Origin of the sequence: Paenibacillus amylolyticus (assembly GCF_003719335.1) — a bacterium.
GTDB classification, from domain to species: domain Bacteria; phylum Bacillota; class Bacilli; order Paenibacillales; family Paenibacillaceae; genus Paenibacillus; species Paenibacillus amylolyticus_D.
This window is the reverse complement of record NZ_RIAS01000010.1, coordinates 30,550-46,532: the sequence shown is the minus strand read 5'-3', so window position 1 is coordinate 46,532 and position 15,983 is coordinate 30,550. Positions and strand designations below refer to the sequence as shown.

Below are 15,983 nucleotides of genomic sequence, written 5' to 3'. Positions count from 1 at the left end.
GATGCTTCAGACATGGTGGGAATTATTTTGGGGATTTTTCGTAGCGAACATCCTCGGATATGGGGGCGGCCCCGCTTCCATTCCATTGATGCAGGAAGAGATTGTGAATCACTACCACTGGATGACAACCGAGCAGTTCGGTGATGTACTGGCGATCGGCAATGCGCTCCCAGGCCCGATTGCCACGAAAATTGCTGCGTTTGTCGGATATCACGTCGCAGGCTGGTTTGGTGCGTTAATCGCCAGCTTCGCTACCGTTGTACCGTCGGCAGTTGCACTTATTCTACTACTTCGTTTGTTGAACAAACACCGGACTTCACCTAAGGTCAAAGGTATGACTCTGCTTGTGCAGCCGGTGATCGCTGTGCTCATGATTCTACTCACTTGGGAATTCGGTCAAGTATCCACGGACTCCATCGGCATCTGGCAGACGCTTATTATTGCAGGCATCTCCCTCTGGGTCATGACCAAAACCAAGCTGCACCCGGCAATTCTTATCCTTATTGCCTTTGCCTATGGTGCTCTGGTACTGTCACATACGATGTGACCAATTAGATCGCTAATTTAACTTATTTGTGAATTCGGGAAAACGTATGTTTTCAAATCTGGATGTTACTCAAAAAGGTGATATCAGCTTGAATGCTGATATCACCTTTTTGACATTTACTATTTCTAATCCGTATGCCAACCTTACTTGTCCTCAACCACAACGTTGACCTTTGTTTTTACCCCTGCATAGGAGATTGTAATGGTCGCTTTACCTTTACCATTCGCTTGAATGATACCATCTTTTACGGAAGCCGTCGCAATGCGGGAAGAAGTCCACAGTGCTGGTTTGGACACATTGGCTTCACTTCCATCCATATATGTTGCGGTGGCGACTACGGTTGCCTTATCGCCAACTTTCATCGTCAACGTGACTTTATCCGTCTGTAAATACTTCAATGTATCTACATCCAGCGCAATTGTAACCGTTTTGCTGCCGTACTTCGCAGTGATTCTTGCTTTACCTGAGCTCAGTGCCTTCACTTTGCCTTTGGTCACTTGAGCCACTTTGTAACTGTTTGTTTTCCACTCTGCTTTGTCTGTAACATCCCGCTCACTGCCATCACTCAAAGTAGCAATCAACTTCAAATCTACAGTGTCACCTGATTTCAGGGAAAGAACTGGTTCGGATGCTTCAATCCGAGAAATGACATCGACTTCAACCTGAATTGTGATTTTCTGTGAGCCGTATTCAGCGGTGATATTAGCTTTACCACTGCTATTACCCGTGATTACACCTTTTTTCACATCGGCTACACGGGCATTGCTCGATTTCCAAGTCGCATCGGCTGTGACGTCTTTCGTATTACCGTCCCCATCCGTACCTGTAAGGACAATGGCTTGAGTTTCTTTTGCCGACAGCACGACAAAGTTCACATCCGCTTCCAGTCCGCTCGCCATGCCTACTTCTACAGGCAGTGTCAACGTTTTTCCTTCGATTTTAGCCGTAATCGTCGCTTTGCCTGTCGCTACACCCGTAATACTCCCTTTGCTGTCTACCTCAGCGATTTTCTCACTGCTGCTGCTCCACGTTGCACTGTCGGATACGTCCTTGGAAGTTTCACCGTATACGGCAAGCACTTTGGCAGAGGTGGTTCCGCCAACAGCAACGGTTGCTTTCTTTTTATCCATCTCATACTTGTCAGGCACATCTACGTTTACCGTAAATTTCACCGTTTTTCCGCCATATGCTGCGGTAATTGTAGCTGTACCAGATTTGTAGGCGATCAGTTCACCACCAGAGGATACATATACAATATCAGCATTGCTGGACGTCCATGTCGCTTTGGACGTAACGTCCTCCTTGCTGGCGTCAATATATTCAGCATTCGCTGTCAGTTGTTTCGTTTTGTTGTCACCGGTAACGCTCATGGCAAGTTTGTCGGTAATATCTTTGATATCCAGATATCTTGCCGTATCGACATCAACGGCGATTTCTACCGTTTTGCCACTGTACGCGGCCTTAATCGTTGTTGATCCTGCGCCTGCTGCCGTAATCTGGCCTTTGAACACCGTAGCCACTTGCTCATTGCTGGATGTCCATGTTGCCTGATCCGTTACATTCACATCACTACTGTTTGGATATGAAGCCGTAACCGCAACCGTAGCCGTTTTATTGGTATCGCTTAAACGGAAGAAGATGCTCTGTTTCGCTACGCTCAACTTGCTCGTCTGATCAACGTCTACATCTATGGATACCGACTTGGTACCGTATTTACCTGTAATTTTGGCGGAACCTGCTAAATAACCTGTAATATTGCCTTTCAGTACATCTGCAACCTTTTCGTTACTCGATGTCCATTCTGCAAGATTCGTTACATCCTTGGTGGTTCCATCTGGGTAAGTAGCTGTTAATTTCACGCTTTCCTGTTGCTTCAGCAGCAGGTTAATCTGATTTTTGTCCACATCCACACGTTTGACCACTTCCACACTGACGTCAACCGCTACACTCTGACTGCCCAGCTTGGCTGTGATCACTGCTGTTCCTGCGCTTTGACCTGTTACTTTACCGTTGACAACGGTAGCAACTTTCTCATCACTTGTCGACCATTCAGCACTGCTGGCCGCCTGCGCATTCGTTGAATTATCACTATACGTTGCAGTCAGCACAATATCCTTGGTATCCCCTGTACGGAGATCAAGATCTTGCACATTTTTAGAAAGGGCTTTGACTTTCTTTGTCACTTTGATTTGAATAGGCTGACTTTGCCCCTGATATGCCACCGTAACTGTGGCTGTACCTTCTTTTTTGGCTGTTATTGAACCATTATATGCAGATGCTACCGAAGCATCACTGCTTGTCCAGGATGAACTGATCGTAACGTTTGCCGAGGTATTATCTGAATATACCCCCGTTACGGTAACTGACCCGGAATCGCCAACTTCGAGCGACATTTCATTTTTGGAAACCACAATTTTGGACAGTTCTTTCTCTGCCGCAGTGGCCAAGCCTACGTTGGAAATACTCAGCATCAACACCAGCATCATCACCATGTACTTGGTCAATCTTGGCTTTAACATCATTTCCCTCCGATTAATCGTCAATTTTTTCCTACTCTAATTAATGTCGGCAAGAACTTTCCGGATGTTTAGACTTTCAGGAAATTTTCAGGTAATTATATGGAAATTCATACTATAGTCTCATCTATCATCTACGATAGACGCCATGCGAACACGTAGTGGAGGAAAAGTTGCCGATTTGCTAAGTCTAATTCATAACGATTCCCGCTGAGCATAACCTGAATATAAGGCTTATGATCTTACGCAACGTCATTTTTGAGTATCGGGGGAAATCGGTGTGAATCAGTCATTTGATTACATCCATTATTGGGAGCAGACTTATTCTTCGGGTAATACATCGGGCAGAGGTTCATATGGTGTGCTGGCGGAATTCAAAGCTGAGGTGGTCAATGCGTTAATCCAGCGCGAAGGGATTCATCGGGTCATCGAATTCGGCTGCGGAGATGGAAACCAGTTGAACTATATGAACTATGGCGAATACCTGGGCATGGATGTGGCATCCTCGTCTATAAAACAATGTGCTTCGCTATATGCCAGCGATCCTTCCAAAAGTTTCATGGTGTACACACCGGGCCTATGGGTCAATCGCGGTTTTCTCCAAGCGGATCTAACCGTGTGTCTGGATGTACTGTATCATATTACAGATGAAACGGACTTTCGGGCTACGCTAAGTGATGTTCTCCATGCTTCAACTCAATGGGTAGTGCTCTATACAAGGCTGAAGGAGCAAGGAAATAATGGCGTGCAGACCATACAAGATCGGAATCTGTTCCACTATCTATTTGATTATCCCGAATTCAAAGTGCATGAGATCATTCGCCAGCGATATCCCGAGCAGTCCTCTGCCGACTTTGTCATTCTGAGACGTTCGCCGGCGAAGTGAGTTCACTTTCTGTAAATACATATAGAGAAAACAACATAAATAACCGCCCTATGCAGGGCGGTTGACTAGGGGGTGTCTTGAAAGCTACTGAAGTGCATCTTTTACCCCTTTTTCGCCCCCTGCTACGTCACTTCCCCTTGACGTGCCCCGGCACGCCTGCGGGAAACTTCCTGGCTTGGAACGAAAATTCGGCAAAATCTGCTTTCTTCAGCGTTTTCAGACACGCCCTAGATTGTCATCGTTCCCTATGTCATTTCTTATCTTCGGATAAGACATAACCATGAGAACGGCATCTAAATTCTTCTGCTCTGAACGTCTTCCGTTAAAATAACCCCTCGTATCCACGCAGCTTCGCCAGCGCCTCCATATAGAAGTAATCGCCGTAAATAATCGGCACATTGATTCCCCGGCCTTCCGGATAATGCACCGTTCCCTGCATAATCAGCCCTTCCTCCGCTACAGATTCAGCAGGGCTGTAGCGCTCATACAAGCCGCGGACGATCCTCTCTCCCGCGGCGGCGTAGGTTGGCCCGCGTGGCGACAGCTTCGCGAGCTCGAACAGGCCGCTTGCGGCAATCGCCGCAGCGGACGAGTCCCACGCCGCCCGATGCTCCGCAGGCGCGCGAAAATCCCACACCGGCACGATGTCTTCGCCAAGCATGGCGAGGAAGAAATCGGCCGCCCGTTCCGCTGTCTCCAGATATCGGGCTTCGCCCGTATACCGGAAAGACAGCGCAAACCCGTGCAACGCCCAGGCGGTGCCCCGCGCCCAGGCGGACCCGGGAGCATGGCCTTGGCCGCCATGCTCCCGCAACTTCTGCCCCGTGTGTGGATCAAACTCCACCACGTGGCAGATGGACCCGTCAGCGCGGACGAATTCGCGCGCCACGGTGTCCGCATGCGCTTCCGCCAGCCATCGGAAGCGAGGATCGCTGCTCTGCTCGGATGCCCAGTAGAGCAGCGGCAGGTTCATCATGCTGTCAATGATGGCAACGCCGCGCGTGTCCATCATCGACGAGCGGAAGTTCCATGCGCGGATGAACTCACCGCGCACGTGAAAGCGGGCAGCGAGCAGATTCGCGGCAAGCATGCCGCGGCGACGCCCATCCTCGCTGCCCATCTGGCGATACCTGGCTACGCCGCTAAGCAGCCAGACGAAACCCAGATCGTGATCCACCAGGTCTGGATCACGCAGACAATCTTCGAGCTGCCGCTCACAGCTAGCCGCGATACGCTGCAGATCGGCGGCCGCTTCATGCTGTGGATCATCCCGGTACACCAGCCACAACAGTCCGGGCCAAAAACCGGCTGTCCACCATTCCGGATCATTTTTGTCGTACACACCCTGCGGTGAAATATGAGGAAAGGTATCCTGGATTCGTTTCGCATTTCGAATCGTCTTGTGAACCCCTTGCTGCCATGCTTCCTCCAGCCACGTTGCCGATGTTGAGGTATTCATGATCATGTCCCTCCTGTTCCTATATGAGATCGCCCGCGTATACATCATGAAATGGATAATAACTAGACTGCTTCCGGACTTCCTTAGATGCGTCCCAATCGAATAGTGAATGTCAGCTGCTGTGCATCATAAACTTCCATTCGTGCCTGCTTTAACAGCCCGTTGCGTGAAGCCACTTCCTGTGGACTCAGCTGAATCACCGCTTTTGCATCTTGAATTGTCGATTCAACGTACGCTCCAAGGTATTCTGTGCGCACACTATGCTCCGTATAGGTAATCACAGCCTGCTCCCGACCATCGCTAAACATCAGTGGGATCACAGCCCCCACCGCCTCAATCTCACCCTCGAATGTATACGTCACCATCAGTTCATCTGCTTGCTGCACATAACGGGTAATTATAGAGCGCATCCCAGGTAAAGGGCCCGTCCAGATGACCTCGAAATCATTCTCTTCATGGTTCAACGTGGCTTCCTCAGCAGTTCTCCCCGTAGCTTGCTCGGCAGCTGTTCTCGCAGCTAGCTCAGTAGGGCTCTTCACAATATTCGAACTAACTGCTGTCACGGTTTCTTGTAGCTCATTTTCTGCCGAACTCTCACCCGTCCGGGTCGCCACTTTAAACAGGATTGAACCGCCACCGTTTGCCGGATCTATTCCCGCATCACGGTCATACGTACTACCTGATGGTATACCCTCAGCCAGACTATGCCACACCCCATCCGTTGTCTTCCAAGCGGGGCAATAACTCAAAGGCCGCACAACACCTTCAGCAAATTCTGTAAATCCTGCCTGTACATGACCGGCTGCGGACGGGCCTATTAATCCCGGCAGACCTGCCTGTTGCACTCGTACCAGCCCTGGGATCGTATACGGGTCATTCAGCGCAGTGTGCAGAACCAGCTGCTGACCTGGCACAGAGGCCAGCACGGTTTCGAACCAGCCGTCCGCCTGCAGTACCCTGTTTCCAATCTCGGAGGGAAGATAGAATTGCACAATCCCCTCATCTGAATCACGAAGACAGGCATGTGCCAGCGCAGCTGCCGTCCATAGATTGTAACAGGTGTGATTGGTGTATACTTCGTAGCCGTGACGTTTCTCAGGCGCATATTCGTTGCGTACAATTTTCAAACGTCCATCCGGCATCAGCCAGCGCTCTACGGCTTCAAAACAACGATTTGCCGCTCGTGCAAACGCCCCGGCCATTACAGAATCCCCAGCCTGCATCGCCAGCTTGGCGTGCACCGAGCAAACATATGCCGCCGCTGCTTCATTCCATTGGTGCTGAGAGCTGCGACCACGCGGCGGTATTTCTCCCAGCGGAGACAACATCAACAATGAGCTGAACGCACCATGATTCAATCTCTCTCGTAATGCATCCGCGACCGCCCCTTCGTAACCTCCATCAAGCATCACTTCAAGATGATAGCGGGTAGCGATATCATAGGAAAATGGACAATTCGGTCGATCCAGCGGGCCGTCCTGATACAGACCAAGCGGGGTAAACCGCGGCAGATGATATGCTTCCAGATAACGATCCATCCAAGTTGTATCCTCACTCGCAAGGTGTTCGCTCCATCGCAGATACTCACCCGAGATCATAATGGCATTCCAGTTAATCATGCGATTGGCATTATTCATCTTACTCATCGTAAATACATAATCATTCTCGGGATCAATCGTCCGAAGTGCCTCAGCCCAGATGGCTGCCTGATCGGGTCGATAAGACCTTAGCATCATGTATGCCCGCATCATCAGTACAGGGAAAAAATCCGGATGATTGTCTGGGGCACTCCCGCTTGCCACCGCATCAATGCTATATGACAGAGCTGCCGATGCGGAATCCAGCAGCTCGATGTGCCCTGCATCCACCAGTACTGCAGCTGCCATAGCATAGGCTGGTGTGGAGTAGTACCGTTCCATGCCTGAGTACGGATCGATAATTGCACCATGACTATCCTGATATTTGGTGTAAGCGCAAACAATTTGTTTGACGAGAGCCAGCTTGCGCTCCCTGCTCCAGCCATCTGCCGATGCGGAACCAGCCTCTGCTGCCAAAGCACGATACTTTTCAAGTTCATTTTTCCATGGATATGTCGCTGTGGCTGTATAACTACTCACGTGGACTCACCTCGGCTTCTCCTTGATGGGGTTCAACAATAAAATCAACCTGACATACAATCTCTAGCGGAGCAACGTTGGAGGTTTCTACCGTTTCTGCGCTTTCTAGGATTTTCGAATTTTCCGACGCCTCTAACGCATCTTCAACTCTTTCATTCTCAACTCTTCCATCCTCGCCCTTTGTCGCTGTAACTCCGTTCCCTTTCCAAATAAGTGATGTACGATAAAATGTAACAGGCACTTGGTCATGATCCACGGTATGCACAGCTTCTGTCTGCACCCGCCACTGGACAGCATCATATATCATGTACAAATGAGCCTGCGAAGCCTGCCACCGAAGCCTGCCTTCCTTTTCTATCACCGGGCGTATCCGGCTTATCCAGCGCTCAACGACTTGTGATTCAACATATGACTCGTTCAACGAAGACTTCGCAACATCAGCTTCTGTGTCCATCTTCCATTGGAATTTGTCTATAATCCGCAAGGTTGCCATATCTACATGCACACCCGTATCCATAGCCACCGTCACGTCCAAGTTCACATCCATAGCGTAATCGACATCAACTTGCCGATCCGTACTCCTGATCCGTTCCACCAAATCAACTGGATCGGGGGGATTCTCCGTACTACAACCCCTACCGCCTCTTTCCTTAATTCCTGTGATCCTGTTCATACCATCACGATCTTGTCCGACCTTCCAGCTCAGATGGCGTGTGTACCGGTGCAATGCTGCTGTTTCGGGATATGCATGCGTCAGATCCAAACAAGCCTGCATTTCACTTCCATCTGGCTCAAGCCTGAATTCCAGCAACTTGGCTTCAGCCTCTCTACCCGAACGCTGCTCGCAACCTCCAATCAAGGGCACGTTATGCCCAGCAGATGAGATATGAAATAACTGCTCACGCCCTGGAGCAAAATAAGCCTGCGTGTACACCCCTGCTCCAGGGTCACACAGTATATTTTCGCCACCGCAATGGATAATCACTTGTCCCAGATCATTATGGTTATGGGGTTCATCATTATGACCGCCTTTAAACGAACACGCCACCTGAATCCACTCCCGGTCTGAACACCGTCTGCTCGTCTCTACCCATACATTCGTAGGCATATGAAGGGCATGTTTGGCAACCATCCATTCCAGCTGTTGAAAAATAAACCCTCCATTCGCCCGCCTAGCCGTTTCTCCATGTATACGTTCATATACCGCCGGATCGCTCCACATCACGTTCCGTAACAAATGTGCCCAGCGACGACAAGGATCGTCTGTCAGCTGAGGAATCCGCAGAGGCAAATCCACTTCCATTCCGAAACGTACAGCTAACAGAGACAGCAACCCCGAAGGTATCTCCTCATACTCCGAGCTATCCGAATAATTGATAAATGTACCGTCCGACAGATGGATTCGCAGCGGAAATGCCGCTATCGCCGCTATTTTGGAACCTTGCAGCAAGTCCAACGCTCCCTCTGTGTAGTCCAGTAACATCTCGGCATAATAGACGTAATATCCGAAGCCATACACCCAGTACCCAATTCCTTCAGCACAGCCGCCGTCCTCGCCATACCCGCTCAAGAATGCCTTCATACAGTCGATTGTCTGTCTGGTGGACTCCAGCAACATCGCCTGATCCTCCAGCAATAACATAGCAGCCATGCCGCAGCATCCCCCACAGACAGCAGACCAGTTGTGCTCTGCTGTCTGCCAGTGATATGCCCTCTTCTCCCTGTATAACGGCGTAAAGATACGTCGCTCCGCCTCTAGAAGTATCCGTTCAACAATCAGAGAATCGAGATGATGACGATGAAGTACTACAATCTCCGCAAGCATATGTACCGTCTCTGCGGCGAAGAGGTCAATATTGCCTCCCACATGCTCCGCCTCCCCCGTTCCCAGATGTGCCGGAAGACACCACGTATATTCATCACATACCGCCCACAACATCTCTTCGAGAGCATGAACCATATGAGGGGCGTCGGAATCGAGAGCAAGCATGGCAACGGCTGCTAATCTACCGCGCCTTTCGAAGTAAACCTGCTCGTATGCTTTGCGGTCTCCCGCCCTGCCGAACTGTCGAAACAGGTGAAATGTCAGAAGAGGCAACGGTTCTCGTAATGCCTGCTCTCCATACCTTCGTAAATCGGTGAGCATCTCAGCGAACTCGGGCCGGAACAACTTTTCCCGAAGCTCATCAGCCTTAATTCCTGCACCATCTTGACCATGATTTTGTTTGTTCATGTTACCAAACACCTGCCTGATCCGTTGTTCGTCTAGCCAGTCGAGTACCCCAGATTCATCTACAGCGTGTCTTAAGCGCATTTCATGATGTTCGTTTCCAATTTCGTGATCAGAGCCTTGCAAAGGATTCACCACGCTTCACTAATGGAGTTTAAAATAAGCTACACAATAGCAAGTGGAGATTGCTGCACCACAGACAACCACTGACGAGCAATTAACTCATGACCTGCCGCAGTAGGATGAACGCCATCCCACAACCAGTATGAAGCATCGGCTTGCTCCAATGCCGCATTGAACGTTTGCTGAAGCGGAACCCATACCGCTCCGTAGTGCTCGGCCATTTCCCGAACCTGTTGCTGGTATTCAGCCATAAGCTTTTCCCAGCCCTCCCATTGGTCCAGCGTCGCCCCCGTCTTCAAAATAAAAGGCTCCATCAGCACAAGCCCGGTATCCGGTATAACTTCCCGTGTTTCCTCCAGCAAGTGACGATACGCCCGGGCAAAACGATCTGTATATCCTCTTGGTTCATCATTCATGAAACGCCAGGCATCATTAACCCCAATCAGGATACTGATCAGATCCGGTTTCAGACTATATGTGTCTTCATTCCAGCGTGCGTACAGATCGGATGCCCGATTTCCGCTTATGCCTCGGTTATAGAACGTTTTGTGCTTACTCGCCAGTTCCATGCCCAGTCTGCTTGAGATCAAATACGCATACCCGTGACCAAGAACATGATTCAGATCCTCATTCCGTGATCTTCCTCCGTCGGTAATGGAATCCCCTTGAAACAAAATCGTCGATGGACTTGGTTTCATCTTAGACATCGTTCCTTTCGCTCAAAATAGATGATGAAATGCTGATGATTTATCCATGGCTGCAACAGACGATTTCATGCCGCTTTCTCCATCTTATCCCTTTTAGGTTCATTAGAAAATAGCGTTTTCATCACGATCCCATCTTCCTATCCCATGAAGTAACGTAATATCATCATCGATACAATACCAACCAGCACAGTACCGAGCAGACTGCGTGTCCAGATGGCTACAGCCACTGTGGGCAGTGCTGCCCACAAAGCGGCATTTTCTGTAATGGGGACAAGGCGATTGCCTGACATAAACAATTCCTGACCAATGAGTGAGGCCATGACGGCAACAGGCACATATTCGAGCCAGCGCATCAGCCACACCGGAATCTGTATTTTACTGAAGAGCATAAGCGGCAACACCCGGGGGATAAATGTAAGCAATGCCGAGCCCATAATAATCCAGAATACATCCCATCTTACTTCCATCGTTCCATAAACACTCCCATCGTTGCTGCAACCACTGCTGCTATGATAATGCTCAGACTACCTAGTGAAGCCATGCTTGCTAAGATGACACACACGACCGCAATGATGGCTACATTAATATGTATTTTTTTGCTTTTGCGATGTACCAGCTGAAGTACGATCAGACCGATAAACATTGCTGGCAACGCATAATCCAGTCCGAACCGATCCGGGTTCGTGATCCAGCGTCCAAAGTATGCTCCCGCCATGTTCGCGATAAACCAGTTTAAATATGCGGTAATGTTCAAACCATGCATCCAGCGCTCACTGAGTGTTTTTCTGCCGATTGCACGTGTCATCGCCACACCGAATGACTCATCCGTAAGCAGTGAGCCGATCCACATATTTTTAAGCGGGGTCAGATGTCTGAAATACGGAGATACGGCTGCGCTAAGCAACAGATGACGCAGATTCACAAAAAATATAGTGAAGATGATCGCTAACGCCGATCCATTGGAAGCCAGCATCCCTGCCGCAATGAACTGGGCTGAACCTGCATATAAAATCAGACTCAACAATGCCGTTTCGGCAAAACTGAGACCTGCAGTCATTTCAATAACTCCTGCTGCAAAGCCGATACTTAGATATCCGAGCAATGTCGGTATACAATCCCGAACCCCCTGCATAAAAGTTGCCTGATCCTGAATTTCCACACTGTTTTCATGTGCAGATAATCTTGGTGCACTTTCATTCAACTCTCGTACAACTCCTCTCTAATTTTAATCACTATCAGCCGATATATATCGATACATACCATTCTGAATCAGTGATTTGGAATAATGAATGCAGAATTGGTTTGCATTAACTTAGAAATATACCATATTTTATGTCAGTTCGGGAGAGTTGACAGGGGGAGAATGTACTATGAAGAAAGTGAAGCAGCCAAAGGGGAAACGAACGTTACAGATGAGAGAGAAACTGATACTTTCATTTGCTATCGTGCTGCTGATCCCAACTATCAGTCTAGGCATCATTTCATTCCAGACAGCGGCTACCAAGGTCGAAGAAAAAATGTTTGAGAATGCCAACAGTAGCGTGAGTGTACTGAATCAGACCATTGACCAGATTATTGGGGCTACACGCAAAAATGTCGATTTTCTGGCAAGTCAGCTGGATGCTGGTAATGTAGGTCCGGTTCAAGGGGACGAAACGGAAACGATTCGTACCTTACTTGATGCTTACAAGGATACCCACGATGACGTGGAACTTGCCTCCGTCGGAACGGATAAAGGTGTCTATATCAACTCCCCGGTCACCGCCGTGAATAAGCCGGGATATGATCCCCGTGAACGTCCTTGGTTTAAGGCTGCTTCGGAGAACAAAGACGTGCCTTCTGTAATTACACCTTACATCTCAAGCAATACAGGTAATGTGGTTGCTTCGGTTGCTCAGACGACCGGTGACGGTCATGGTGTTGTTTCGGTCAGTCTGTCCCTTGAAGCTCTTTCCCAGACGGTAAATTCCACGAAAATCGGGAAAAGAGGATATATCTATATTATTGATAATGCGAATAAAATCATCGTGCATCCAACCGAAAAACCAGGTACCGAAGGCACGATGGAACCCTATAAACAAATTTTCGATCAAAAGAATGGTGATCTGCAGTATACGTTGAACGGAAAAAACGAGCATGCCTTCTTCGTTACCAATGAAACGACAGGCTGGACAGTCGTCGGTGTTATCGATAATGACGAAGTTACGGAAACCGTTCGTCCAATCCTGTATACTACCCTGATTGTTATTGCGATTGCTGTAGTTATCAGCTCCATCATTATTTTCTGGATTGTACAAGCCATTACGAGACCGCTCAATCGACTTGTCAAAGCCTCCAACGAAATCAGCGATGGGAACCTGACGATCGAGGTTGCTGTGCACGGTCAGGATGAGTTCGGCAAACTCAGCAATAGCTTTAACAAAATGAGTCAATCTCTACGAACAGTCATTCAGGATGTGCGTAATACAGCTGACGAACTTACAACATCTTCTGCACAGCTTGCCATCAATTCGTCCGAGACAACCAAAGCTACGGAGCAAGTGGCCCTCATTACAGAACAGTCTGCGGCTGGCATTGAAAAACAGGCAAACAGCCTGAAACATACCGCACAGCAGATGAATGAACTTGCCGGAGGGGTTGGACAAGTAACGAACAGTACACAGCAAGTGTCCGAAGCCGCTATGCAAGCGAGCGAACTCGCGCAACAAGGGAACTCGACGATTAAAACGGCGGTATCGGAGATGGGCTCCATCCAGCACTTTGTGCAAGGCATCGCAGAAACTGCAACACGGCTCGATCAGCATTCCAGCTCCATCGGTGAGATGGTCTCTGTCATTACGGATATCGCAGCCCAAACCAACCTGCTTGCGCTGAATGCTTCCATTGAAGCAGCTCGTGCAGGCGAGCATGGACGCGGATTCTCCGTTGTAGCAAGCGAAGTCCGCAAACTGGCGGAGCAGTCCAGCGAATCCGGTCAGAAGATCGTGGAGATGGTCGCATCCATTCAGCAAGAAATCTCCAGGGCTAATGAGAATGTTCGTCTGGGACAAAAAGATGTAGACAGCGGCATCCGAGCTGTACAATTTGCCGATGATGCATTTGTGCAGATTAGCGAGGCTGTTGGGGTGGTCAATCAGCAACTTGAAAATATTGCAGCAGCATCCGAGCAGATGTCTGCCAGCACAGCAGAAGTGGTGCAGTCTATTGACCACATTCATACCATATCGGAAACCAATGCCGATGGCACAGAGAATATCTCCGCTGCGACGGAAGAACAAGTGGCCTCGATGCAGGAAATCTCCTCCTCTGCCGATTCCCTTGCGCATCTGGCTAATAAGTTGCAGAAGCTGGTAGAGCAATTCAAACTGTAAGGATCAACACAAATCTTTCGCCTTCTGGCGAGCACATTAGAGCACATCACCACGAAAAAGTCCCTTTGCCGACTCAACAGCAAAGGGACTTTTTTATTGGGATAGTCATACATACTCACTACTTACTTACTTACTTACTACTACGGCTAAATCACAATATTCAGCCCATAAGTGACTGCCCTGCATAGCCCTGATCTAGCCGGATAATTTTCTAACGATTCCCAGGATCGCTATTTGGGTAATATCATACCGTTTTATTTTCTAACGATCTCAGGGAAGCTAATTTAGTAAAAACAAAGTGAAATTGGGCATAAATCGTGTGTTTTTAGTGAAATAAGGTTTCTGGTGATCGTTACAATTCCAGAGAACCGGGTATCGCCAAATTAAGCTCATCTGAGATCGTTAGAATTGCCGTTCCGTTATACTATGCTTCAAGCTGAGAACGAAATTAGCTATTTTCCAATATTAAAATGTTACATCCGTAGTGTTCAATACTGAAATTGAACTCTACTCACCTACTAATTTGACGATTTGGGCTCCCCGTGGTATCCACGATCTCCGTAAGGCTCCAGCTTCTCAAACCAGCTTTCCAAACATTTGGCAAGCGCATCCTTCGGATCGGCGTAGGGATTGTCATCCTTTTTCATTACTTCTAATACCTCAATCGTAAATGCACTCTCACCGTATTCATTCCACTCTGCCTGTAAACGTCGATTCAGATGGCTCCCCATCTGCAGCATAAATTGCTGTCCGTTAATGGTCTTCAGATTAGGCGTGCTGTCGATATACACTTTGCCGTTTCGCTCATTCCGAATTTGATAAATCCCTGCTTCTACTTTGACTTCTTTGGCTTGCTCCTGTAACTCTTTGCGTCGATTCATACTCTTCTCTCCTTTACCTGTTCTTTCTTCTGGAACTTGCTGTTCCACCGCTAAGGATGCAGACGAATTATCTGATAATTTTACTGATGTTCCTTTCGTTTGCTTACCATCCCCTCTATCGTTCCTTTGTTCCTCTGCTGCACTACCCAGCCAGTACTGGCTGCCATCCTCCTTTCGCTCTAACAGACCATAATCCACCAGATATCTCCGAATCTCAACATAGTCGGCATGTACCTTCTTCAAGAGTGCGTTCACTTGTTTTTCGGTGTACTGACGCCGGGGTTCAAAACGTTTGGCAATCTCTGTGAGCACGATATACTTATGTTTTTGCTTCATATGGAACGTAGTCATCGGACCACTTGTACCTTCCGGGAAATAAGTATGTAACACCTGTTTCTTTTCCTCTTCCGATATGTCAAAGGAATGCTGATGAATCGTATGCCCTTGTTTCATAATCGGCGATACCCATGTTGCCGGAGCATGCAGGTCTTTATTTTTCAACAGTTCCATTAACGCCAGAAATATCTTGGCCTGCCTCTCCTTTTCCTTCAAAACGAATCGATGGTTTCGAATGGTAGACGCACTGCCGATGCCTAGAGCCTGCTGCACTTCTGCATCCTTTTTCCCTTCATAGAACTGGGCCAGCAGACCTCGCTGTACATCGGACAATCCTGTCACACTTTTATCCAGCTCCAGCAAATATTCAAATACAGACCCATGGACCTTCTCAATATGAACACGCATGTAACGAACCGCATCATAGAGCACACCTTCGTCGGGGTAAACAATTCCCGGTTCCGTTGTAAAACCACAACAGACACAGAAATAGGCCGTTCCTTCCTCCACGTATCCGCGTTTGATCTCTTCGAGAGAAGCTGTCTGCAATCTTGAATCCGAGGCTTTCATTCGTCGCCGTCCTTTCTATCATTCATCCAATGTATTTTGAATTACGAGTTACTTTGAGTTCTAAGTTAATCTTTATTGATTTATAATTAAAAACCACCTATAAAAATTTCGTATTGTTAGTTTATTTATAGATATAATATTATTATGTTTGTTTATTGTCAAACAAAATCAAAAAACTGGCACCTTGATCAAAATTCAATCTCTAGCAGTAAAGAAAAAAGACTGCCGGTTCATCACCCC

At 48.2% G+C, this 15,983-nt stretch carries 11 protein-coding genes; 3 read left to right on the top strand and 8 right to left on the bottom strand.

Annotated elements, in window-relative coordinates; translation table 11 throughout:
• Window position 1: 1 nt before the first annotated feature.
• Entirely contained in the window at window positions 2-547 is a 546-nt protein-coding gene (locus tag EC604_RS17935; RefSeq protein ID WP_123065462.1) for a chromate transporter, read from the top strand.
• A gap of 143 nt (window positions 548-690) precedes the next feature.
• Here the strand turns inward: EC604_RS17935 and EC604_RS17930 are convergent, their stop codons facing one another.
• The gene (locus EC604_RS17930; RefSeq protein ID WP_123065461.1) at window positions 691-3,066 is read right to left on the bottom strand and encodes an Ig-like domain-containing protein; all 2,376 of its coding nucleotides are present in this window, start codon (window positions 3,064-3,066) and stop codon (window positions 691-693) included.
• Between the two features lie 277 nt (window positions 3,067-3,343).
• Between EC604_RS17930 and EC604_RS17925 the strand changes: the two genes are divergently transcribed.
• Window positions 3,344-3,949 (top strand): class I SAM-dependent methyltransferase, encoded by a 606-nt coding sequence (locus tag EC604_RS17925; RefSeq protein WP_123065460.1) that lies wholly within the window; start codon window positions 3,344-3,346, stop codon window positions 3,947-3,949.
• Window positions 3,950-4,271: 322 nt separating this feature from the next.
• Here the strand turns inward: EC604_RS17925 and EC604_RS17920 are convergent, their stop codons facing one another.
• The 6 genes from EC604_RS17920 to EC604_RS17895 form a co-directional block, all read right to left on the bottom strand.
• The gene (locus tag EC604_RS17920; RefSeq protein ID WP_123065459.1) at window positions 4,272-5,408 is read right to left on the bottom strand and encodes a glycoside hydrolase family 88 protein; all 1,137 of its coding nucleotides are present in this window, start codon (window positions 5,406-5,408) and stop codon (window positions 4,272-4,274) included.
• Between the two features lie 83 nt (window positions 5,409-5,491).
• Entirely contained in the window at window positions 5,492-7,525 is a 2,034-nt protein-coding gene (locus EC604_RS17915) for a glycosyl hydrolase (protein ID WP_123065458.1), read from the bottom strand.
• A complete protein-coding gene (locus EC604_RS17910; protein WP_151458089.1) occupies window positions 7,518-9,839 on the bottom strand; it encodes a heparinase II/III family protein in 2,322 nt (773 codons plus the stop codon). The genes EC604_RS17915 and EC604_RS17910 overlap by 8 nt, the downstream gene beginning before the upstream one ends.
• Window positions 9,840-9,919: 80 nt before the next feature.
• Window positions 9,920-10,576 (bottom strand): SGNH/GDSL hydrolase family protein, encoded by a 657-nt coding sequence (locus EC604_RS17905; protein WP_123065456.1) that lies wholly within the window; start codon window positions 10,574-10,576, stop codon window positions 9,920-9,922.
• A 146-nt stretch (window positions 10,577-10,722) separates the two neighbouring features.
• The gene (locus tag EC604_RS17900; protein WP_123065455.1) at window positions 10,723-11,052 is read right to left on the bottom strand and encodes an AzlD domain-containing protein; all 330 of its coding nucleotides are present in this window, start codon (window positions 11,050-11,052) and stop codon (window positions 10,723-10,725) included.
• Entirely contained in the window at window positions 11,043-11,717 is a 675-nt protein-coding gene (locus EC604_RS17895; protein WP_123065635.1) for an AzlC family ABC transporter permease, read from the bottom strand. Before EC604_RS17895 ends, EC604_RS17900 begins: the two co-directional genes overlap by 10 nt.
• 238 nt (window positions 11,718-11,955) lie before the next feature.
• On the opposite strand from EC604_RS17895, the gene EC604_RS17890 reads away from it, so the two are divergent.
• Window positions 11,956-13,956, top strand: a complete 2,001-nt coding sequence (locus EC604_RS17890) for a methyl-accepting chemotaxis protein (RefSeq protein WP_123065454.1) — start codon at window positions 11,956-11,958, stop codon at window positions 13,954-13,956.
• A 518-nt stretch (window positions 13,957-14,474) separates the two neighbouring features.
• Here the strand turns inward: EC604_RS17890 and EC604_RS17885 are convergent.
• The gene (locus EC604_RS17885) at window positions 14,475-15,743 is read right to left on the bottom strand and encodes a DUF2087 domain-containing protein (protein ID WP_123065453.1); all 1,269 of its coding nucleotides are present in this window, start codon (window positions 15,741-15,743) and stop codon (window positions 14,475-14,477) included.
• Between the last annotated feature and the right edge of the window lie 240 nt (window positions 15,744-15,983).